The organism is Halocatena marina, assembly GCF_023276375.1.
Classification (GTDB): domain Archaea; phylum Halobacteriota; class Halobacteria; order Halobacteriales; family Haloarculaceae; genus Halocatena; species Halocatena marina.
In genome coordinates this window covers 821,911-841,873 of the sequence record NZ_JALLPK010000001.1, presented here as the reverse complement: position 1 = coordinate 841,873, position 19,963 = coordinate 821,911, and the positions used below count along the sequence as shown (strand labels likewise).

19 protein-coding genes are annotated in these 19,963 nt (G+C 51.9%); 11 read left to right on the top strand and 8 right to left on the bottom strand.

All coding sequences use genetic code 11. From position 1 onward, the window contains the following. Nucleotides 1-112: 112 nt before the first annotated feature. On the top strand, nucleotides 113-1,651 hold the full coding sequence (locus tag MW898_RS04065) for an Nramp family divalent metal transporter (RefSeq protein WP_248904775.1): 1,539 nt from the start codon (nucleotides 113-115) through the stop codon (nucleotides 1,649-1,651). Nucleotides 1,652-1,880: 229 nt separating this feature from the next. Here the strand turns inward: MW898_RS04065 and MW898_RS04060 are convergent, their stop codons facing one another. Further along, nucleotides 1,881-2,351: a hypothetical protein gene (locus MW898_RS04060; RefSeq protein ID WP_248904774.1), complete on the bottom strand. Its 471-nt coding sequence runs from the start codon at nucleotides 2,349-2,351 to the stop codon at nucleotides 1,881-1,883. Between the two features lie 185 nt (nucleotides 2,352-2,536). On the opposite strand from MW898_RS04060, the gene MW898_RS04055 reads away from it, so the two are divergent. Together MW898_RS04055 and MW898_RS04050 are read left to right on the top strand one after the other, a co-directional pair. After that, complete coding sequence (locus tag MW898_RS04055) at nucleotides 2,537-3,043, top strand: LUD domain-containing protein (RefSeq protein ID WP_248904773.1); 507 nt, start codon at nucleotides 2,537-2,539, stop codon at nucleotides 3,041-3,043. Continuing rightward, the gene (locus tag MW898_RS04050; protein WP_248904772.1) at nucleotides 3,040-5,220 is read left to right on the top strand and encodes an LUD domain-containing protein; all 2,181 of its coding nucleotides are present in this window, start codon (nucleotides 3,040-3,042) and stop codon (nucleotides 5,218-5,220) included. Before MW898_RS04055 ends, MW898_RS04050 begins: the two co-directional genes overlap by 4 nt. Nucleotides 5,221-5,224: 4 nt before the next feature. Here the strand turns inward: MW898_RS04050 and MW898_RS04045 are convergent, their stop codons facing one another. After that, nucleotides 5,225-6,322: a Gfo/Idh/MocA family protein gene (locus MW898_RS04045; protein ID WP_248904771.1), complete on the bottom strand. Its 1,098-nt coding sequence runs from the start codon at nucleotides 6,320-6,322 to the stop codon at nucleotides 5,225-5,227. A gap of 347 nt (nucleotides 6,323-6,669) precedes the next feature. Between MW898_RS04045 and MW898_RS04040 the strand changes: the two genes are divergently transcribed. Then, nucleotides 6,670-7,911 (top strand): MFS transporter, encoded by a 1,242-nt coding sequence (locus MW898_RS04040; protein ID WP_248904769.1) that lies wholly within the window; start codon nucleotides 6,670-6,672, stop codon nucleotides 7,909-7,911. Between the two features lie 191 nt (nucleotides 7,912-8,102). Here MW898_RS04040 and MW898_RS04035 read toward each other — a convergent pair whose 3' ends face one another. After that, nucleotides 8,103-8,405 carry a hypothetical protein gene (locus MW898_RS04035; RefSeq protein WP_248904767.1) on the bottom strand — a complete coding sequence of 101 codons (303 nt, stop codon included), beginning with the start codon at nucleotides 8,403-8,405 and terminating at the stop codon, nucleotides 8,103-8,105. A 755-nt stretch (nucleotides 8,406-9,160) separates the two neighbouring features. Here MW898_RS04035 and MW898_RS04030 point away from each other — a divergent pair. Together MW898_RS04030 and MW898_RS04025 are read left to right on the top strand one after the other, a co-directional pair. Then, nucleotides 9,161-10,270 (top strand): Gfo/Idh/MocA family protein, encoded by a 1,110-nt coding sequence (locus tag MW898_RS04030; protein ID WP_248904765.1) that lies wholly within the window; start codon nucleotides 9,161-9,163, stop codon nucleotides 10,268-10,270. Further along, nucleotides 10,216-10,650: an ABC transporter permease subunit gene (locus tag MW898_RS04025; RefSeq protein WP_309242227.1), complete on the top strand. Its 435-nt coding sequence runs from the start codon at nucleotides 10,216-10,218 to the stop codon at nucleotides 10,648-10,650. Before MW898_RS04030 ends, MW898_RS04025 begins: the two co-directional genes overlap by 55 nt. Nucleotides 10,651-10,762: 112 nt before the next feature. Here MW898_RS04025 and MW898_RS04020 read toward each other — a convergent pair whose 3' ends face one another. The 4 genes from MW898_RS04020 to MW898_RS04005 form a co-directional block, all read right to left on the bottom strand. Continuing rightward, entirely contained in the window at nucleotides 10,763-11,521 is a 759-nt protein-coding gene (locus MW898_RS04020) for an HpcH/HpaI aldolase family protein (RefSeq protein WP_248904763.1), read from the bottom strand. Nucleotides 11,522-11,628: 107 nt separating this feature from the next. Next, nucleotides 11,629-11,799 carry a hypothetical protein gene (locus MW898_RS04015; RefSeq protein ID WP_248904762.1) on the bottom strand — a complete coding sequence of 57 codons (171 nt, stop codon included), beginning with the start codon at nucleotides 11,797-11,799 and terminating at the stop codon, nucleotides 11,629-11,631. A gap of 39 nt (nucleotides 11,800-11,838) precedes the next feature. Next, entirely contained in the window at nucleotides 11,839-11,976 is a 138-nt protein-coding gene (locus MW898_RS04010; protein ID WP_248904759.1) for a hypothetical protein, read from the bottom strand. A 252-nt stretch (nucleotides 11,977-12,228) separates the two neighbouring features. After that, complete coding sequence (locus tag MW898_RS04005; RefSeq protein ID WP_248904757.1) at nucleotides 12,229-13,407, bottom strand: mandelate racemase/muconate lactonizing enzyme family protein; 1,179 nt, start codon at nucleotides 13,405-13,407, stop codon at nucleotides 12,229-12,231. A gap of 149 nt (nucleotides 13,408-13,556) precedes the next feature. On the opposite strand from MW898_RS04005, the gene MW898_RS04000 reads away from it, so the two are divergent. The 5 genes from MW898_RS04000 to MW898_RS03980 all read left to right on the top strand — a co-directional run bounded on the left by MW898_RS04000 (nucleotide 13,557) and on the right by MW898_RS03980 (nucleotide 18,798). Further along, complete coding sequence (locus tag MW898_RS04000; RefSeq protein ID WP_248904754.1) at nucleotides 13,557-14,318, top strand: IclR family transcriptional regulator; 762 nt, start codon at nucleotides 13,557-13,559, stop codon at nucleotides 14,316-14,318. A 1,513-nt stretch (nucleotides 14,319-15,831) separates the two neighbouring features. Further along, nucleotides 15,832-16,710 carry a hypothetical protein gene (locus MW898_RS03995; protein ID WP_248904752.1) on the top strand — a complete coding sequence of 293 codons (879 nt, stop codon included), beginning with the start codon at nucleotides 15,832-15,834 and terminating at the stop codon, nucleotides 16,708-16,710. Between the two features lie 607 nt (nucleotides 16,711-17,317). Then, on the top strand, nucleotides 17,318-17,983 hold the full coding sequence (locus MW898_RS03990) for a helix-turn-helix domain-containing protein (RefSeq protein WP_248904751.1): 666 nt from the start codon (nucleotides 17,318-17,320) through the stop codon (nucleotides 17,981-17,983). Between the two features lie 188 nt (nucleotides 17,984-18,171). Next, a complete protein-coding gene (locus MW898_RS03985) occupies nucleotides 18,172-18,366 on the top strand; it encodes a cold-shock protein (RefSeq protein ID WP_248904749.1) in 195 nt (64 codons plus the stop codon). Between the two features lie 255 nt (nucleotides 18,367-18,621). Next, nucleotides 18,622-18,798 carry a hypothetical protein gene (locus MW898_RS03980; protein ID WP_248904747.1) on the top strand — a complete coding sequence of 59 codons (177 nt, stop codon included), beginning with the start codon at nucleotides 18,622-18,624 and terminating at the stop codon, nucleotides 18,796-18,798. Between the two features lie 71 nt (nucleotides 18,799-18,869). Here the strand turns inward: MW898_RS03980 and MW898_RS03975 are convergent, their stop codons facing one another. Continuing rightward, complete coding sequence (locus tag MW898_RS03975) at nucleotides 18,870-19,838, bottom strand: transcription initiation factor IIB (RefSeq protein ID WP_248909711.1); 969 nt, start codon at nucleotides 19,836-19,838, stop codon at nucleotides 18,870-18,872. Nucleotides 19,839-19,963 lie beyond the last annotated feature (125 nt).

The following is a 19,963-nucleotide window of genomic DNA, read 5'->3' as shown; positions in this document are numbered from 1 at the left end:
GGCTGCGGTCCGGGGACGGATGGCAGCCTATTAGACATTACTAAGATAATCATAAACCGATATATATTAGTACAATCGTTTAGAATCGGTGTGCAGTTGGATGTGAAAGTGGATGTGTGCTAAGACGAACCAGTCCAAAGGAGAATCGGTACCGGATGCCGATCCACCGACAACAGACGAACAGTACGAGAAAGAGGAGATAACGTATCCGGAGCCACCCGAGGAGCTACAGCCGGGATCACGGAACTGGCGGAAATTGCTCCTCTATTTCGGACCGGGAGCGATCGTCGCGTCGATGACGCTTGGTTCCGGTGAGACGCTATTCGCCCCGCGTGGAGGTGCGATTTTTGGCTTCTCGATCATCTGGGCCCTCGTGTGGGCGGGATTCGTAAAGGGCGTCATGACCTACTCCGGCGTCCGTTATCGGACACTTGCAGGTGAGAACATCATGTCCCGGTGGGCGAAGCTGCCGGGACCGCGTGGATGGTTTACGCTTCTGATGGGCTTTCTCGCCCTGCTGGCGTTTCCATCGTGGGTTGGTGGGCTCGCAAAGATGCTCGGTCAGATCACCGCGTGGGTACTCGGGCTGCCGGTGAACAACACCACGGCAGCCGCTCTCGGTACGATCATGATCGTCGTTACGTTCGGACTCGATCTGTTGGGTGGGTACGAAGCCGTTGAGCGAGCACAGGTAGTAATCGTAGCGTTTCTTTCGGCTGCGATCGCGGTTTTGGCGATCGCCACACAGCCACCACTCGGCAAGGTGATGGGTGGTCTTATTCCGATGCTTCCGAGTGATTATGCTCCGTTCGTACATCAAAAATACCCCGAGGTTGCCGCTCGCTCTGTTTGGGTCGAAGTGGTGACGTACATGGGAGCCGTCGGTGGCGGTATCTACGATTACATTGGATACGTCGGTTACACGAAGCAACGTAACTGGGGGATATTCAGCCGTTCGGATGCCGACGATGTCGAGGATCTCGTTCGAGAACTCGCACCCGGGCAAACGGTGCCGATCGATACCGATGAGAGCAATATCCGTCGTGGACGTTCGTGGTTGAAAGCTCCCCAGATCGACGTAACACTGTCGTTCCTCGCTATCACTTTCTTCACCGCTACCGCGATGGTGCTTGGCGCACAGAGTCTCAACGCGACAGAACGCATCCCATCTGGATTCAACCTCTATACGTACCAAGCAATGTGGTTCACCGACATCGCACCCGGTCTCGATATATTGTGGCAGATTGGCGTCTTCTTCGCTATTTTCGGGACGATGTACGCGACGTGGGAAGGGTACACGTGGACGTGGCTCATGTCGTTCCGACCATTTTCCTCGCGCGTTCGTGACTTAGAGAAGAACAATTTGAACCTCGCCCGGACGCTGACATTTATCTACTGTGGTGGTTTGGGTCTTGTCTTGATGTGGTCGGATCTGAGTGCCGTCGCAATCGTCACGCCGGCCTCGATTCTCGGTGGTGTTTTCGGCTGTGGATTGTGGTGTTTCGGTATGATTTGGGCAGAAAAGACGGCACTGCCCGCCGAGCTTCGAGGCAACAACCTCTATTACGCTGCGCTCGTCGTGTCGGGACTCTTCCTGACGTTCTCTGGAATCATCTCGATCATCGAATATCTCGGGCTAATGACGTTCTGATACTCTCGGACGCAGTCAGCCCGTTCGATGGTATCGAATACAAATCGTTTCCCAAACTATTTACTCATCGGTGTAGAGATACTCATGCATGGATATCGTTACCGAACCAGACGAGTACCGGATTCTAATTGTCCTCGCAGCGTTGACTGTGCTCTGGATTGGCGTCATCGTCACGCAACTGCTCTGAACACGACACCGACAGTGTAGTTTGGGTGAGAGACAGCACGGATTAGCCCACGAGTTCGTCGATTCGTGTATCAAGCGTTCTGAGCAATCGACGAATCCGGACATACCGGACGAGGCAGTAGACAGTAACCGCGATGCAGACAACCATCAACGCCAGCGACTGGGAAGTTGCGACAACACCGATAATCCCCGCACTGGCACCGAGAACGGCCCAAATGCGTCCTTTCTGCGTGAACTCACCTTTCACTTCTGAGAGAATATCGACTTGCTCGTCGTCGGTGTACTCTTGTTCGGAATCGACATCGTATCGATCGGTGAGAGCGTCTTCGGTTGGTGACTCTGCCATCTCGATCGCAAAAAGACGCCGGAGCGCGACGATCCCAATGAGTAACGGGAGGAAACTCGGCACGAACCCGACGTTGAAATACGTCCAACCAGTTACTGAAAAGCCACCAATACCGATCGATGACCACAGAATCTTCCGCCGTCGAACAGCCGAATCCTGATTCGTCATGGCGAAGCGTCGATACACACTTATTTCATTCTTACGCTCAGGGAGTGTGCGATCGATCAGCAAAACATCTGGGAACACTGACTGAGAGTATGAGGCGAACTACGAGAAACGGAGCTACAGACAGACAAAAAGTGGAAGACAAGAGAGAGGGAACATCTAACTAGGAGGAAACGATACCGAACAGCATGACATCGGATCGAATCGAAGACTTCGAACGATCGGCGCATGCTCACGAGACGAGCACTGTTCGCACGGTGGCCGATGAGTTCGAACAGGCACTCTCGGCCGCGGTCGTCCCGCCAGCAGTCGGGGCATCGTTCCCACTGGATGGGATTTCAGTATCGATGGATATTACGACAGAGCCATCACCCGAGCAGATTCGGGAGGCCCAGACAGGTGTGACGCCCGCCGGTCTCGGAATTGCTGAGTATGGGACGATTGCCATCCAATCACGGACAGCGGGTGACGAACCGATCAGTCTCTACCCCGAACGTCACGTGGCTGTACTTTGTGCGAGCGATATCGTTCCACGGATGAGTGATGCGGTCGAGTGGCTCGAAACAGAAATTGATGCCGGACACGACTCTGTCGTGTTTGCAACCGGTCCGAGTGCTACAGGCGATATGGGGGCGCTCGTTCGTGGTGTCCACGGTCCAAAAGAAGTTCACATCATCGTGGTGACTGACCGATGAGCGATGTCGAGACACGCAGACGGACGGCAGAACAGATCAGGACGCTGCTCGAAACCGAAGGCGAGTCCGTCCAGAAGAACACGTCACATTTCAATCGGCAGCAATACGAGGTTACCGAGAACTTTGATCAGTACGAAGAGGCGCGTACTCGTGCGCGAGCGATCAAAGAGGACGCGATCGAACACCTTCCAGAGCTAATTGAGCAAGTCGAGGACGCCGTCACAGCAAACGGGGGGAGCGTCTACATCGCCGAAGACGCTGCTGATGCGCGCGAGCACGTCGCTGACCTCGTTGGCGATGCCACGGTCGTAAAGAGCAAGTCGATGACGACCGAGGAGATCGAACTCAACGAACGTCTTTCGCAAAACGGTGCCGATGTCTGGGAGACTGATCTCGGAGAGTTCGTACTGCAGGTGGCCGATGAAACACCCTCGCACATCGTCGGTCCGTCGCTGCATAAATCTCGAGACGAAATTGCTCAACTGTTCAACACTCGATTCGATCCCGAAGAGCCGCTCCAGACCGCCGAAGAACTAACAGACTTTGCGCGCGAATATCTGGGCGAGCGAATCTGTGAGGCCGATATTGGAATCACAGGTGCAAACTTCATCGCCGCAGACAGTGGAACGCTCGCGCTCGTGACAAACGAAGGAAACGCACGCAAGTCCGCGGTGACACCGGATACGCACGTCGCGGTCGCTGGCGTCGAAAAGTTGGTTCCGTCCGTCGGTGACCTCGAACCATTCTTCGAACTCATCTCCAAAGCGGCGACCGGTCAGGATATCCCTCAGTATTTGACGCTACTCACGCCACCAGTCGGAACACCGACACTGGATTTCGAGACGAACGATACATTGGAGAGCAGCAATGATCGAGCGTTCCATCTCGTGCTCATCGATAACGGGCGACTATCGATGCGAGATGACCCAGAACTGAAAGAGACGCTCTACTGCATCCGGTGTGGTGCCTGCTCGAATTCGTGTGCGAACTTCCAACACGTTGGTGGCCACGCATTCGGTGGCGAGACGTATTCGGGTGGAATCGCCACCGGGTGGGAAGCCGGTGTTGAAGGACTCGATACGGCTGCTGAATTCAACGATCTCTGTACCGGTTGCTCGCGCTGTGTCAACAACTGCCCAGTGAAGATCGATATTCCGTGGATCAACACCGCTGTTCGCGACCGGATCAACCAAGCAGGTGATGATCAGTTCGACTGGCTCGTCGAAGGACTTACACCAGACGAAGAAGGGAGTATCGACGCGAGAAAGCGTCTCTTCGGAAATTTCGAGATGCTGGCAAAGATTGGCAGCGCGACAGCACCAGTGTCCAACTGGCTGATGAACGCTCGTCCCACGAAAGCGTTGCTGGAGCGAACGTTGGGCGTCGATCGACGACGGTCGCTGCCGTCATTCGAGCGCGAAACACTACGCGATTGGTTCGACGCTCGCGGCGGCTCTGATATCGCAGACCCACGGCGAGAAGCCGTCCTCTACCCCGATGTTTACACCAACTACGTTCACACTGATCGCGGCAAAGCAGCCGTCCGAACGCTCGAATCGCTGGGAGTCGTGGTTCACATTCCAGCAGTATCCGAAAGCGGGCGGGCACCACTCTCACAGGGACTGATCTCGACAGCGCGAGCGCGCGCCACCAGCGTCGCCGACACGCTCGATTCGCACCTCGATCAAGGACGAGACGTGGTAGTGATCGAACCGAGCGACTTCGCCATGTTCCAACGAGACTACGAGCGATTGCTCCCAGCCAAAGAGCACGAACGGCTCCGAGAGCAGAGCTACGAAATGCTCGAATACGTATACGGTCTCCTCGCTAACGGGGCCGACAAGGACGTGCTCTCTCGTGGTGAACACATTGCATATCACAGCCACTGTCAGCAACGAACACTGGGACTTGAAACGTACACCGAAGCCGTTTTCGAAGATCTTGGATACGAGGTCGTGACATCCGATGTCGAGTGCTGTGGGATGGCTGGCTCGTTCGGGTACAAACAGGAGTACTACGACCTCAGCGTCGATATTGGAGACGATCTCCGATCGGAGTTCACCGATGTCGATGGGCCTATCGTCGCAAGTGGTACCTCTTGTCTCGAACAGTTGGAGAGTCTGATGAGCCCTCGCGTCCAACACCCGATCGAAATCATCGCTCCCGATAACTACTGACGAGCTACCACGAAGTTATTTCGATCTCCCGAAGTGGCCGAGCGAGCGGCATCGAGACGTGCGCACCGGTTTCGTGAGAGAGATACAGCGCGACGATGATTTCGAGCGAGCGAATGGCTTCCCGCCCGCTCGAACGGTTTTCGGCCGATCCATTCAGGATCTCTACGATGTGTGCTGTTGCGTTTGCAAACGACTCGGTGTAATCCTCGTCCCACGTCCATGCTCCGTCGATATCCGAAAGCGGAGTTTCGACGTGTGTTCCGTCCTCAAGCGCCCAGTATCGCCATTCTCCGTCGTCGTTGTTGAGATAGAGCTTCCCGCTTGAACCGATGAACTGGTACGTCATCGAAGAGCTTTCCCGCGGAATCGTACAGTCGAGAGTGACGAACGTGCCATCCTCCATGACGATGAACCCACCACCTCCGGTGTCATCGACGCGTCGTGTCACGTCGAGTGACTCGGCCGCCTCGTTCTCTCCAGAGAGATAGCCACTCACGCGCGCCGCTCGTGTGTCTAATAACTGCACCAGCGTATCGATCAGGTGGGTCGAATTGCGCAGTAGCTCCATCCGGAACTGTGCAGTCACCGCCTGAACGTCCCCAAGAAGTTCATCGTTCTGGATGTAGTCACGGAGACGCTGTTGCTTGCTCGTAAACCGGAACGAGTGATTCACGACGAGTTCTGTATCAGTCTCCTCACAAACAGCGATCATCGATTCGGCGTCTGCGATGCACGATGCGATCGGCTTCTCACACCAGATCACGTCTGGAGAGGCCTCCGAATTCGCTGCGGCAATGACGTGATCGGCGTGTAACAGCGATGGTGTACAGACCGAGATAATATCCAAATCCTCTGATTCGAGCATCGCGTTGTGATCCTCGTACCGACGATCGGGAGAGATGTCCCACGCGTCACCAAACGTGGTTCGCTTTTCAGCATTGACATCTGCGATTGCTATGAGTTCGATGTCATCGTTCGCCTCGTATCCACCCGCGTGACTCGCGCGAATCCGTTCTGTGCCGATCTGATCTTCGTCGTGCATTCCAAGAATACCCATCCCAGCGATACCGCCCGCACCGATGATGCCTGCTTTGTAGGTCATAGTGATACTCAAAGATCATCCATACCGAGACGAACTCGCGTCTCAGACCACCGAAATCCGCTCCATCTGGTTGCTCTCGTGACGGAAATGCAAATGATGGGAAACGATCGTCCCAGCGGTTACGATCCATAGCTCGATACGGATAGGCATAAATACACAGGTTCGATGCATTCGACGAATCAAAACACTGCAGGTAATCGTGATCAGTAGAATACAAAAAGCAATCGTGACTCTTCTGCTTCGAGATACACATCGATTTCGATTATCCGTTTTCGCGAAAGGGCTTCCGGATAGACCAGCCTTTTGTCGTCCCATTCCGGACTCTGAGACGGAGGCCAATCGAGATCGTGGAAAGCAAACGACAGCGCGTCGCTATCGGGGTCGGAGCCATCGCGAATAAGGCTGCGGTAATGCTCATGGGGACGGTGATGTCCATCTACATCGGTCGGAACGGTTCCCCATTTGCTGTTGGTCTCGTCTATACGGTGTTCTGGGCATTTTTGATGATTTTCTCGCCAATTTGGGGGTCGGTCGCTGATATTACTGGGAAGCGACGAGCTGTTCTCGTGGGGACAGCGCTCCTCGCAACGCTCGGAACCGCACCATTGATCTTCGTAAACGGCGTGGGACCAATGATCGGATTTCGAGCGTTGTTTGCCGTGTTTGCTGCGGGATTTCTTCCTGTCATGCTAACGATCGTAAATCAACACGGCGGAGCGTCGACGCGGGGTCGCTCGCTCGGTTTCTTCAACAGCGCGACTGCGGTCGGACTTATGGCCGGTCAGTTTTTCTCAGGAATTCTGATTGACGCACTCTCGCCCAATCGGGTGTTTCTCGTCGTGACGGGAGTGAGCGCCCTCGTGGCCGTTGCCTGTGCGTTCGTCGACGAGCCGACAGCGACAAATAGAGATCCGTCGCGGTCTGTCCTCTTTGCTGAGATCCGTAGTCGACTCGTCGGGGGTGACACTGATGTCCTCCACCGCAACGGCATCCGATGGTTGTACGTTGCGGTATTTCTCCGGAACATGACTGTGTTGGGCGTGGGAGGATTACTCCCAATTTATCTCGTCGCGAGAGTGGGCGTCTCCACATTTCTCATGGGTGCCCTGCTCACTATCAACCCCATCTGTCAGGTCGTCTTTATGTACGTACTCGGGCGCGTCTCGGATATTATGGGCCGAAAGCCCCTCATCGTCGGTGGAGCATTCGGAAGCGGGTTATACGCAGCAGTTCTCTCGATGGCGACGGTTCCGACCTCCATCGTTGGACGCGTTGCAGTCGTCGCTATCGGATTTCTCTTGCTTGCAGGGGGCTTCTCTGCGCTCATGACCGGAACGATCGCATTCATCGGCGATATTGCACCTGAAGAGCGTGAATCTGAGCTCATCGGGTTCCGACAAACAGCTCGGGGATTGGGCGGTGCGATCGGTCCGAGCGTTCTCGGGGCTATCGCTACAGTGATGAGCTACTCCGTCGCGTTCGCTGTTGGGAGTCTCCTCTCGTTCGTTGCGGCGGCGATCGTGGCGTACCATCTCATCGAAAGCCACCCGAGTGCCGAGCTGGACGCCTCACTGGCGCTTCGGGAATAGCAGAGACAAACGAATGGAAACGCACATAGTTACTCAGGCAGCTGTACAACAAACCGGAGACGACGGTTGTCCGCCACCCAGTGTTCGCCATCAGACAGCGAGGGGTCGAGTTGGTTCTCGACTCGGCTTGTAATCCGTCGTTGCTCATCCACAGACAGTGGCACAAAGAAACTGCCCGCAAACTGTTCGAGCTAGCGTTCGAGTCCGGTATAACCGGATAGTGTTGTCGGTCGGTCGAACAGCCGAGCATATGTGACTTCGAACCCGTTGGATTCGAGCAGCGATGCGTATTCGCCGAGACTCGGAAAGTACCACGGAGTACGAACCGGATGCGCATCCGGAATTTCGGCTTCCAGCGCGTCCACGATCGTGGCAACGTTGCCCTGTCCGCCGAATCTGCTGTTCGTGACGTTGTAAATTGACGAATACAAGTGATTTTGTAAACGATATCGGCGACGATCCTCCTCGAAGCTTCCGTATTTCAGCGACCTCATAGATCGTTAATTGTCGTACTTTAGAAGCCGAGGATTGTTTCGACGGGTCAGGAATCAACAGCAGATTGGTCACAGATCTGACGACCGATTGTGGACTTGAAAATTGAAGGTCTTGGAAAATCAGTCTTTTAGACCCACTACTACAGGATTAACGGTGCGTATTCTTTGTAACGAAAATACCCAACAATCTGTTTGGGTTCTGTTTGTGTCGCCCTCGTCGTTTTAATCAACAGCAACTGAATTCGTTGATTGTCGATTTATTTAATCCACAAAGATTTAATATGAGATTTCCCCGGCGATCACTGGTTCGTCGCCATCCTTTGAGTGCACTGACCGAACAGTACCAACACCATCCGGAGAGCGCTCTGACCATCGACGAACTGGCATCGATGATAGATTCTGTTCTATCATGCAAAACGCTCCTGTTGCCATGCTGTATAGACGACAACGGTGACCCAGTTCGGAGCGGGTCGTCTCGTTCACGTATTCGATGCAAATGAAGCAACAGCGTCCGTTACGCATGTACCGCTGTAATTCACGCATTGCTTATCGGCGTTACTGATACTGGACGGGACTGCTCCATGACTACTTCTGGTAATATCGTCGCTGATATCGGTCTCCACAGTATTCATGATGTGTCAAAATGATAGCGAGTGGCTTCTCTCATTCGTCAAAATGGAGAGACAGATGTTTGATGAGTGGTGAAAATCATGTGAACGAATGGTTTTATATTGCTGAGTTGAGAGCGATTGAGCATGCAACAAGTCAGCCTTGGAATCGTTGGTTGCGGGACTATCAGCGATGTATACTTTGAAGCAGAAGACAGATTCGATATTCTTCAGGTGGGTGCGTGTGCTGATATCGTTCCAGAGAAAGCCAGAGAGAAGGCCGAAGAGTATGGTGTGTCGACGTACGGTGAGATAACAGACGTTCTTGACGATCCAGAGATCGACATCGTAGTCAACCTGACACCACCCAGTGTCCATTCGGAAGTCTTGCTTCAAAGTATCGAGGCTGGAAAGCACGTCTACACGGAGAAGCCACTCGCGGTGTCGGCCGAACAGGGAACGGAGATACTCTCCCGAGCAACAGAGAACGGAGTCGCGGTCGGAGTTGCACCCGATACGTTTCTCGGTGGCGGAATCCAAACCTGCCGGAATGTGATCGACAGCGGCCAGATCGGCAAACCAGTCGGTGCCACCGCTGTCTGGGCCTCGTCAGGTCACGAACACTGGCATCCGAGTCCAGAGCTGTACTACAAGGACGGTGGCGGCCCACTATTCGATATGGGCCCGTACTATCTGACCGCGCTTGTGTTTCTAATGGGATCGGTTGAGAGTGTCTCGGGGACCACGAGACAGACATTCTCCCAACGGACGATTACGAGTCAGCCAAAAAGTGGAACAACGATCGACGTCGAGGTACCGACTCATGAGTCCGCAACGCTGGAGTTCGAGAGCGGTGCGATCGGAACGCTGCTAATGAGTTTTGACGTCTCGGAGACGGATCTCTCCGGTACGTTCGAAGTGTACGGTACGAAGGGAACGCTTCGCGTCCCAGATCCCAATCAGTTCAGTGGCCCTGTGACCGTCCACCGTGACGATATGGCAGACGGAGAGTGGGAAACGGTCCCAATCACGCATGGGCACACAGATGAGAACAGAGGCATCGGTGTCGCAGATATGGCTTACTCAATCCGGACTGATTGGAAACAGCGAGCGAATGGTGAACTGGGATATCACGTCCTCGAAATTATGGATGGAATTCGGGAGGCATCTGCCAGCCACGCATACGTGGATCTATCCCAGTCATGCGAGCAACCGAACCCGTTGCCAGCGGATTTCCCGACGAAGCTCTCCAACTGATCATCTTCAGCCACTCAACGTTCTACAGCCAGATCCCCGCTGGACGAGAGGATGCCATACTCATCAAGGGATCGACGCGAATCGGTGCACTGTTCCGTATCATTATTCCACTATCTGTTCCCGGGGTCGCAACCGCAGGGATCCTGACGTTCATCATCGTCTACAACGAGTTTGTCTTCTCGTATCAGGTGGTAGATGGCACCGTCGAGCATTGGGCACCCGTGTCGTTTGGTATCTTTACGTCTTCAAGATCGCGATTGTATGCCTATAATCTGATGGCTGCAGCGAGCCTCGTTGGCGTACTCCCGATGGCAGCTATCGTGTTGGTCGCTCAGGAACGAATCGTAAGCGGACTCACTCAGGGTGCGCTCAAGGAATGATCGTCGAACGCTGTGTTGTACTCCGATTCGTGACAATTTACTAACCAGTGTCCGATCGGCCCGTGGTTTTTTCGGCCAACGGTGGTTCGGATACGGCTCAGGACGTCATTTGTTATCGATCGATTGCATCAACGACCGATTCGAGTTGCCACGTCAGGTGAGCAGCAGCGACGCCGATAGCGACGAACTGTGCGCCCGCCTCAATCCACTGCTGGGCCATCTCCGTGTCATCTGCGAACGTTCCAACGATCGTTTCAGAGTTCGCCGCTACATCACACACTTCGGCCATGAGCTCCCGTACCTCGCTGTCGTGAACCTGTCCAGGGATACCTAGCGACGAAGAGATGTCGTACGGGCCGAGGAAAATGACATCGATCCCCTCGACCGCGACGATCTCTTGCACGTTCTCAACGCCACGTTCACCCTCAATTTGAACGATGAGGGTAGTTTCTTCGTTTTGTCGTTTCGTGTATTCATTCATGCCAGCGTACTCACCAGCGCGAACGTACTGTGAGAGTCCACGCTCACCGAGTGGAGCGAACCGAGCAGCGTTGACTGCGGCTTTCGCGTCGGCTTGTGTCTCGACCTGCGGTATCATTACACCAGCTGATCCGATGTCAAGTGCACGCTGAATCTCGTGCTCGGCGTTCGTTCGAACCCGAACAATTGGTTCAGCACCACCGACCTGCGCGGCCGCAGCCATCGCTAACGATGTTTCCGCTGTGAGCGGACCGTGTTCCTGATCAAATATCACAAAATCCATTCCGGCAACGCCGATTGCTTCTGAAACTTGTGGCGAATCAACGACCTGAATCGTTCCAACTGACGTCTCTCCGTCTTGGAGTCGCTTCCGTAGCGTATGGGTCGGCATCCGATTGGTGTTGGATGGGAGGGAACTTGAACCTACGTGATCAGTAACTGAACTCCACTATTGGAGATTCCGACGTGGAAATAACAGTTGAGATGTGATGCATGGACTTATCCCACTGCTCGATCAGCAGCGTCGATAGCCGCTACTGCTCTGTACGGCACTCCCTCGATGTGGAGTCCGTTGACAATGGTCGTGATTTTCGTAGCCTTGGGAGAAAGGAGACAGAATATCCTCGCTATGCTGTTTCCGAGACGCTTTGGCGTGTTTCTCGAGAGCATCCTCGCGGATCGTGAGAGTCATGATACTCAATCCCACAGCTATCCGTAGATCGTTCTGTTCCACTTCCCGTGCGAGCGAGCGAAAATATCGAAGCGACCATCGAAGTCGTAGTTTGGTGATGTGAGTTTTGAATCGTTTAGATACGTATCCAACGGCTCGATGAGCTTCGGAGTCATGAGTGAACCTGTCCAGATTGGAGATGAACACGTCGTTACTGGCTTGCGTGACCACGGTTGATTTTGCAGTATGGTTGGTATAGGCCATACCGTTGAAAAACCGCAGTATTCGAGAGATCGTGTGTAGTTCCGGTGTCGTCGGAATCGACCGATGAATTGTGTTCGATGAAAGGACAATTAACCACTGAAGCAACCACATGGCCGCTTGTTATCGAGCCGATCGTTGGTCAGTCTGATCTGATAGCACTCTGTTCAGTCGCCCCCACCCAACGAACGAGACTCCCAGCCTTTCTCGAAGAGGTTGATCGTGTGGACAGCGTCTTCGGTGTACTCGTGTTCTTCGACCGCAGCTATATTCAGCTCGACACCGAGACCGGGGCCTTCCGGAACTGACAGGCGTCCGTCTTCGATGGTGATTGGATCACGGAGCAGTTCACCCTTCCAGTCGACATCGTAGTCCTCAAAGACTTCCTGAATCATGAAGTTGGGAGTGCTCGCACAGACGTGTGCGCAGATCGCGGTTGCGACAGGGCCTTGTGGGTTGTGCGGAGCGAAATTCACGTGCTTTGCTTCAGCCATGGCAGCGATTTTCTTTCCTTCGGTGACGCCACCAGTGTTGGCAAGGTCTGGCTGAATGATCCCGATTTCGGTGGTTTCGAGTAATGCACTGAATTCATACTTACTCATCAGTCGTTCACCGGTTGCAATCGGGACTGGTGACTTTCGTGAGACAGTTCCGAGACTTTCGATACTGTCTGGGGGACACGGCTCTTCGAACCACGTTGGATCAAACTGAGCCATCTCGTGTGCGATCTCAACGGCAACATCGGAAGTGAACCGGCCGTGCCCCTCGATGAGGAGATCGATATCTGGCCCAACGGCCTCACGAACCGCTCGAATCGTATCGATCGCTCGGTTGAACTCAGAACGTTGCATTCGTTCCCATGCGTGGCCGAACGGATCGAATTTGAGAGCGTCGTAACCATCGCTAACAACACGTTCTGCTGCCTCAGCAAACGCTTCAGGCCCTTCCTGAGCATCCTTATACCAACCGTTGGCGTACGCTCGCAGCTCGGTCCCCTGTACCGCCCCTCCCAGCAACTCGTACAATGGCCGGTCGAGAACTTTGCCCTTGATGTCCCAACAGGCAACGTCGATAGCGCTGATGACTGTGGTGTTGATTACGTTCTTCGAAAACCACTCGTCGCGGTACATTTCGAGAAAGAGGCGTTCGGTGTCGAACGGATCCGCACCGATGAAGTAATCACGCATCTCCTCAATTGCAGCGACAACAGTCCGAGGCTTCCCATGCGTTGTCGCCTCGGACAGCCCGTGAACTCCCTCGTTGGTTTCTACTCGCACGAATACCCACGGTTTCCACGGATTTGCAACGATATACGACTCTATCCCAGTTATCTCTAACTCTGGCATGAAAGCGGGTACTACGGAGGGTGCCTTAGTTCTTGTTTTACTAGTTTCCATGTTAGTAAGGCAAAATGTATTACATTCTTCGGGTGATGACATCGATCCGGCTGTGCCGGAAAGATTTATGTTGTCTCAATGTGATTCGTGATTGGACTATGGGTGAATCCACTGCACCGGTACAAACCACGCGAACGACGATTCGGGTGATTGAGGCGCTCCAAGAACTCGATACTGCAGGCGTTTCCGAGATTGCTGATCATTTAGATACACCTACGAGCACTGTGTTTGACCATCTTCAGACGTTACAACAGTACGAATTCGTTACTAGCAATCGTGATGGATACAGCCTCGGGACTCGATTTCTTCGGATCGGCGGTTACTGTCGAAGAAATAATAATCTATACCAAACCGCACAACCGGAGTTGCGGAAAATCGCTCGCAAGACGGGAGAACACGCGAACCTCATGATCCCTGAGTTTGGTAAGGGTGTCTTCTTCGCAAAAGTCGAAGGCGAAGATGCATTCCGATTAGACACATACGTTGGAAAACGAGTCGGACTGCAGACCACCGCTGCCGGAAAGGCAATTCTTTCGACACTCCCAACCGAAGAGGTTGACGAATTCATCGAGCACCACGGACTTCCAGAAGTCACCGAAAATACGATCACGGACGAGAAAGCACTATTTGAAGAGCTGGATGTGATCCGCGAGCGTGGGTTTGCGACAGACGACGAAGAGCGAATTCGTGGTGTGCGTTGTGTCGGAGCCCCACTGCTGGACAACAATAACGAGGTTATGGGGGCAGTGAGCGTCTCTGGCCCAAAAAGTGGGATACAGGATGCACGGTTTGAAGAAGAGATTCCCAATCTCGTTTTGCGGACAGCGAACGTGATCGAAGTCAACCTAAAATACCAATAGTGCTGTCCGTTACTACATTAGATGCCAGATGATTGATCATTCGTCGAGCTCACGAGAGCAGAGTTGCTTCGTGTCGGAGATCGTTTTGTGTGGGTGGCTACTCGTGTATGTCTAGTCGTTCGGACTGAATCTGCTGTCCATTCGACGTCTAGGTAAAGGGGATCTGTCATTAACCATTTCAGCAGTACGATTGTAACGGGCCAGACCGCAGTTGGGCCGAATTCCGTTGTCGGTGTGATATTTGTATTCGTAGCTTTGAAGGTTTTCTCAGTTAGAGCCGATTTGATTCGCACGGGGAGAAGTTCGTATAGATACCAGATCATAAATTATGAAAGTTTTCAACTATATATTGAAATTGGATAATAACGATTCCATTCCACGATAGTGACTAAGTAATATCAGGATTTTTATTTACAGCAGACCAGCTAGTTTCCACATTTGTACATGGAAATGAACATCTTTAAGTCTGACTGTGAAGTTTCAAAAAGAAAATGTTTTATGGCGTATCGTGATTTGATTGGGTTACAAATATAGTCTAAGAGCTTCACCGTTGGTCTCGTGTTGCATAACGGATTCCTTACGACAACAGCGTCATTGTTTACGCTTTTATTTTTGACTATTAAATCTTAGGATTGGAAATAACAGATCTGTATTTAATTGTATGTCAATAACTTCTGTAAAAAAGCCAACAGAGAAACGGAAAGGAAACAAAATGTAGACATCGTTAATTCGTTTAGATGTATCTAGCAGTGAATGAACGATCTATATCACTGCCATTGACACCAGTACTTCGATTATGTATACCCCATCAACTATACTATAAATTATTATTCAAATCTTGTAAGCCGGCTTAGAATGGTATGGATACAGTGATATCCATATTTTTATTTCATATCTTATATTTAATGCCATCAAAGTTTTATCTGCAGACAGTAGAGTGCTCAGAAGCGAGATTGACCAATTATCTCAGAGTCACAGAGTAATAATAGGAAAAATGAGACGGCTACCAATATTAGAGCATACCATAGTCCATCAAATTAGTGCAGAAAGTATCACACGACCATATTCGCAGATCGATGCGACGGTGGTTCCTCAATTACGTGGCTCTTTCCGGGAGTGAGTTAGTGAGACGACGATATAGCGATCATAAATGCTAACTCATCTGATGATAGTAACGTAACCATGCCACACCGAAGGGTCGGTAGAACTCCTAATAGACCGACTACGAACAATACCACAACGATTGTATCGACCGTATAGAGACAGTAATAGACAGTAGTTACCCAATGATTCTACCTTCGTACGCCAAATTCACCATTATTGGGATAGTAATGACTGACAAAGAACCATTGTGGGGTAACGTTCGAAGTATGACTTGCACATATTGATCATTCAAAATAGTACTATATAGGAAACGAACCTTCCGAGCAAGAACTTACTCACCCGCACAGTCATACATTGTGATTGGTTACCATTCCGAAGATAGTATTACATTTGCCAAATATGAACCTGTATGGTCCTCAACATTCTACTTACAACAAAGGCGTCGGATGACCCACATTTTAATAGAATATACGCATACATCACTGGTTTCTACATCAACACTCTCCTCACACCGCTAATTATCCTTGCTCTCTCGACAGACATCACGAACACAGCACTCCGCTGTGTCAGTTTTATCGGTAGCACAGCGCTTGTGACGATCACTGCTGGCAGAGTCGTTTATCAAATACCGAACCTAGCAATCCAGCTCGGTCGAAACGACACGATTTGGCTTCTCGTCGTTGTTCCGTTAACGTGGACTCCTGTAGTATTCGGCGTTGCTCTGAGTGCTATCGATTCAGAGTTGTCTACACTGGCGGTGTTTCTAGCGTTTATTGGTGCAATCAGTGGGCTGTTGGCTGGAGTTGTTTTACTTATGATGAGCCATAGACAGTACGCAAATTCTCAACTCGTTGGTACAGAAGAGCGTGCACGGTGGGAAGCACGACGCTGGCCGCAACGATGGCGGCGAATAATTATCGGAACCACCGTCATAGCGAACATCATCGGCTTCGCAGGGATAGTACTCAGTACACAATTCGGCATCGAATGGGCCATATCGGCGTACGCACTCGCATCTCTCACGATACCACTGGCCATCGCTGCAACGAACACTCGAACGATCCGCGTTATGGATGCCGGACTCGTCGTCGAGGACCAACTTTGGCGCCGTTTCAGACCGTGGTCGACGTTTGAGCACTGGGCACTCACGGATGAAACACTCGTGGTGTACTCGACAGGCTGGAAACCGTCTCTGCGGTGTGCACGAGCAGATATCGAGGACAGTAGGGCCGCCGCTACCGTACTCGAATCTGTGTTCAAAGCCCGCGAATCGAGATCTACTGAGTAATTCGCACAGAAGCTCCTGACAGCAGACGGTCCGTAACCGTATATCCCAGTTTGGGTGAGTTGAACTCTCATAGGGCTGCTCATTGGAATATCCAAGCCGATAGTTCATTCCAATATATCACATTCATCAATAAATAGCATCTCACGAATGAGACACATCCAATATTTCGAACCCATCAGAGTTTGCATTAACATAATTAGTAACGTTTTTAGTGGTGGAGATAGAGGATAGCAATGTAGCGCAAGAGCGCACCGGGAGGAAATTCCAGGACAAACCAAGGTGAATCACAGTAGCGGGCGCAGGGACCCATTTGGGGTTTGCCCGCGTGTCTACCATTCAGGCATTCCTGCATTTTCGTGGTCAGCGGTTCGGGAAGGGCTGGTCACTCTTCCCATGTTCTTGTTTGAGTAATCTGAGATGTATATCCGTATTACAGAGATACCATAGAATAACGAGTCACCATACAGTGAGATCTCGTATCATATCACCTCAAACTCTATAATATGTAATAGATATTTCACCCAAGCTGACTCTAGATGAGTACACATACATTCCTGTTTGATTACGTAGCCGCGACACTAATGTACATTCACCGACAACAACGTCTATGTCGACGCTCATCCACGCGAACATCCCTGTTGAGGAGTTTGCGCTCACAGAGACGCTTCAAGGGCTCTCTCAGGTGATCGTTGAAGGTGAGCGTATCGTTGCGGGTCCCAATAACACGGTTATGCCCCTCATCTGGGTTCGTGAGACGACGCCAACTGTCTTTGAAAACGCGGTAGCAGAGGACTCAACAGTCACCGATGACAGACTATTGATCGGTGATGAGGAGCGCTGGCTCTACGAGATGCGTTGGACGACCAACGTACGACTCGTACTTGATATGCTTACGAATGCTATGGCACTAGTTCTTGATGCTGTGGGCTCCAAGGATGGCTGGAACCTTCGGGTTCTTTTTCCGAATCGGGACGCTCTTTCCAGTACGAACGAGTTTTGTCAGGACCACGGTCTTACGTTCGAGATTACTCACGTCCGTCATCTTGATCCCGATCCACCGCATCCCCCAAGCCCGAGGATCGGTCTCACCGACGCGCAGTACAAAACATTGACCGAGGCCTATGAGCAGGGATATTTCGATGTTCCACGCCGCATTACGCTGAGCGAACTCGCCACAGAACTCGATATCTCTCATCAGGCCCTCTCAGAACGTCTTCGACGTGGGCACAATGTTCTCATCAAAGATATCCTGATCTTCAAAGAAAACGAGTAACATCTACTTCTAACCATGAAGATACTATCTATTATAAAGTATTTCACAATTAGTGTAGTAATATCTATATTTACTGTGTGGGTGACCGCACCGACATTTACCCCCACATATCTGCAGAAATTAATATAATCTCTGAACAAAGTCACATCCAAAGCGTTATCCGTATCTGAGTCTAACGGTTGTTCGTAATGGCAAACGGTACGGTTGATTTCTTCAACGACACTGGCGGTTACGGTTTCATTTCCACTGAGGATGCGGACGAGGACGTGTTCTTCCACATGGAAGACGTCGGCGGCCCCGACCTTGAGGAGGGAACAGAGATCGAATTCGACATCGAACAGGCAGAGAAAGGCCCGCGCGCGAAAAACGTCGTTCGCGTCTAAGGTAAGCACTGTCGCCCTACGGCGACACGTGTGAATATTTATTCTTTCAGACTTGCTTGAAAACAGCTGCTGGACCCGTGGTTCAGTGGCGCACCTTCTGTAAGTACCTCCAATCAAGGCTGTGGGTGGATTTTCGGACAGACTGCATCCACGGAGTCGTCTGGACCAGGCGAAAACTCTTTTGTTGGCACGAATCGACACTACGTTGGTGACGACGAACACTTATTGTGCTGGCATCCATTCGTCGGAACTATAATGGGTCTGTTTCGGAAACTCGGCCGTCAGGTCGAACAATTCAAAACTGATGCAAAGGAAGCGGCCGAAGAGTACGAAGTCTATCAATGCGAGGACTGTGGCATGCGCTTCAGTGAGCAATACGAACAGTGCTCGGAGTGTGGATCACGAAAGATTACCCGGATCGCACAAGAATAGGCGTTGGAATCGCGGAGGCAACCAATCAATTCGGCCTGCAGACAGCACCTTCTGGTTGCCACCGGAGTAACTCAAACGTCTATCGAGAGACCAATCGCATCGATCTGTTCGTGGTACCGCTTTCGGATAGTGACTTCTGTTACTTGAGCAACGCTGGCGATATCGCTCTGTGTCGTCTCCTCATCACAGAGATGTGAAGCAGTGTAGATAGCTGCTGCAGCGTATCCTGTTGGGGATTTCCCGGACAGAAGTCCTTCCTCGGCAGTGGTGGTACAGATCTCGATGGCTTTCGATTGAACCGCTTTAGGAAGTTCAAGTGCAGAGCAAAAACGAGGAATATACTGTCTCGGATCGGCGGGTTCCAACGCTAACGCAAGTTCGCGCGCGACGTATCGATACGTCCGGGCAATCTCCGAACGATCGACACGCGACACCTCGGTCAGTTCGTCGAGGCTTCGGGGAAATCCCTCCTGACGACAGGCCACATAGAGCATCGCGGTAGCGATGCCCTCAATGGAGCGTCCCCGAATGAGATCCTCGTTCAGCGCGCGCCGGTACAACACAGACGCTATTTCACGCATCGATTTTGGAACGCCGAGGGCACTGGCCATGCGGTCTATTTCTGAGAGTGCGAACTGGAGATTTCGCTCCCTGTTGTTCGCGGTGCGACTCCGTTCGTGCCACGTACGAAGTCGATGCATCTTCTTTTGTTGCTTTGTGGAAAGCATTCGGCCGTTCCCATCCTTATTTTGCCATCCAATAGCTGTTGTCAACCCCTTATCGTGGAGCGTCCGTGTGACAGGCGCACCGACACGGGATTTCTGCTGGCGCTCGGTTGCATCGAACGCTCGCCACTCGGGGCCTGTGTCGAGCATTGCTCCCTCAATCACAAGCCCACATTCATTACAACAGCGCTCCCCTCGTTCGTGATCATGACGAACAGTGGATCCCCCACATTCCGGACATTCTATGGATTCTCTGTCGATAAATTCGGATGATGTTTGGTGATCGTACTGGCGCTGACCGCTCGACTTCGTCATTGTGTCAGTCATTGTTTTCTCTGATCGATGTCCCGTGGAGAGTATCGATCCAAACCCATTCTATCAGTAAATTAATATCGAAGGTATAAATATAACTATCTAAATAATATGTAAAATTCGACCTC

Coding starts and splice junctions, on each gene's coding strand:
- MW898_RS04065 (WP_248904775.1), top strand. CDS start 113: ATGTGTGCTAAGACGAACCAGTCCAAAGGAGAATCGGTACCGGATGCC.
- MW898_RS04060 (WP_248904774.1), bottom strand. CDS start 2,351: ATGACGAATCAGGATTCGGCTGTTCGACGGCGGAAGATTCTGTGGTCA.
- MW898_RS04055 (WP_248904773.1), top strand. CDS start 2,537: ATGACATCGGATCGAATCGAAGACTTCGAACGATCGGCGCATGCTCAC.
- MW898_RS04050 (WP_248904772.1), top strand. CDS start 3,040: ATGAGCGATGTCGAGACACGCAGACGGACGGCAGAACAGATCAGGACG.
- MW898_RS04045 (WP_248904771.1), bottom strand. CDS start 6,322: ATGACCTACAAAGCAGGCATCATCGGTGCGGGCGGTATCGCTGGGATG.
- MW898_RS04035 (WP_248904767.1), bottom strand. CDS start 8,405: ATGAGGTCGCTGAAATACGGAAGCTTCGAGGAGGATCGTCGCCGATAT.
- MW898_RS04030 (WP_248904765.1), top strand. CDS start 9,161: ATGCAACAAGTCAGCCTTGGAATCGTTGGTTGCGGGACTATCAGCGAT.
- MW898_RS04025 (WP_309242227.1), top strand. CDS start 10,216: ATGCGAGCAACCGAACCCGTTGCCAGCGGATTTCCCGACGAAGCTCTC.
- MW898_RS04020 (WP_248904763.1), bottom strand. CDS start 11,521: ATGCCGACCCATACGCTACGGAAGCGACTCCAAGACGGAGAGACGTCA.
- MW898_RS04015 (WP_248904762.1), bottom strand. CDS start 11,799: ATGCTCTCGAGAAACACGCCAAAGCGTCTCGGAAACAGCATAGCGAGG.
- MW898_RS04010 (WP_248904759.1), bottom strand. CDS start 11,976: ATGACTCCGAAGCTCATCGAGCCGTTGGATACGTATCTAAACGATTCA.
- MW898_RS04005 (WP_248904757.1), bottom strand. CDS start 13,407: ATGCCAGAGTTAGAGATAACTGGGATAGAGTCGTATATCGTTGCAAAT.
- MW898_RS04000 (WP_248904754.1), top strand. CDS start 13,557: ATGGGTGAATCCACTGCACCGGTACAAACCACGCGAACGACGATTCGG.
- MW898_RS03995 (WP_248904752.1), top strand. CDS start 15,832: ATGGTCCTCAACATTCTACTTACAACAAAGGCGTCGGATGACCCACAT.
- MW898_RS03990 (WP_248904751.1), top strand. CDS start 17,318: ATGTCGACGCTCATCCACGCGAACATCCCTGTTGAGGAGTTTGCGCTC.
- MW898_RS03985 (WP_248904749.1), top strand. CDS start 18,172: ATGGCAAACGGTACGGTTGATTTCTTCAACGACACTGGCGGTTACGGT.
- MW898_RS03980 (WP_248904747.1), top strand. CDS start 18,622: ATGGGTCTGTTTCGGAAACTCGGCCGTCAGGTCGAACAATTCAAAACT.
- MW898_RS03975 (WP_248909711.1), bottom strand. CDS start 19,838: ATGACGAAGTCGAGCGGTCAGCGCCAGTACGATCACCAAACATCATCC.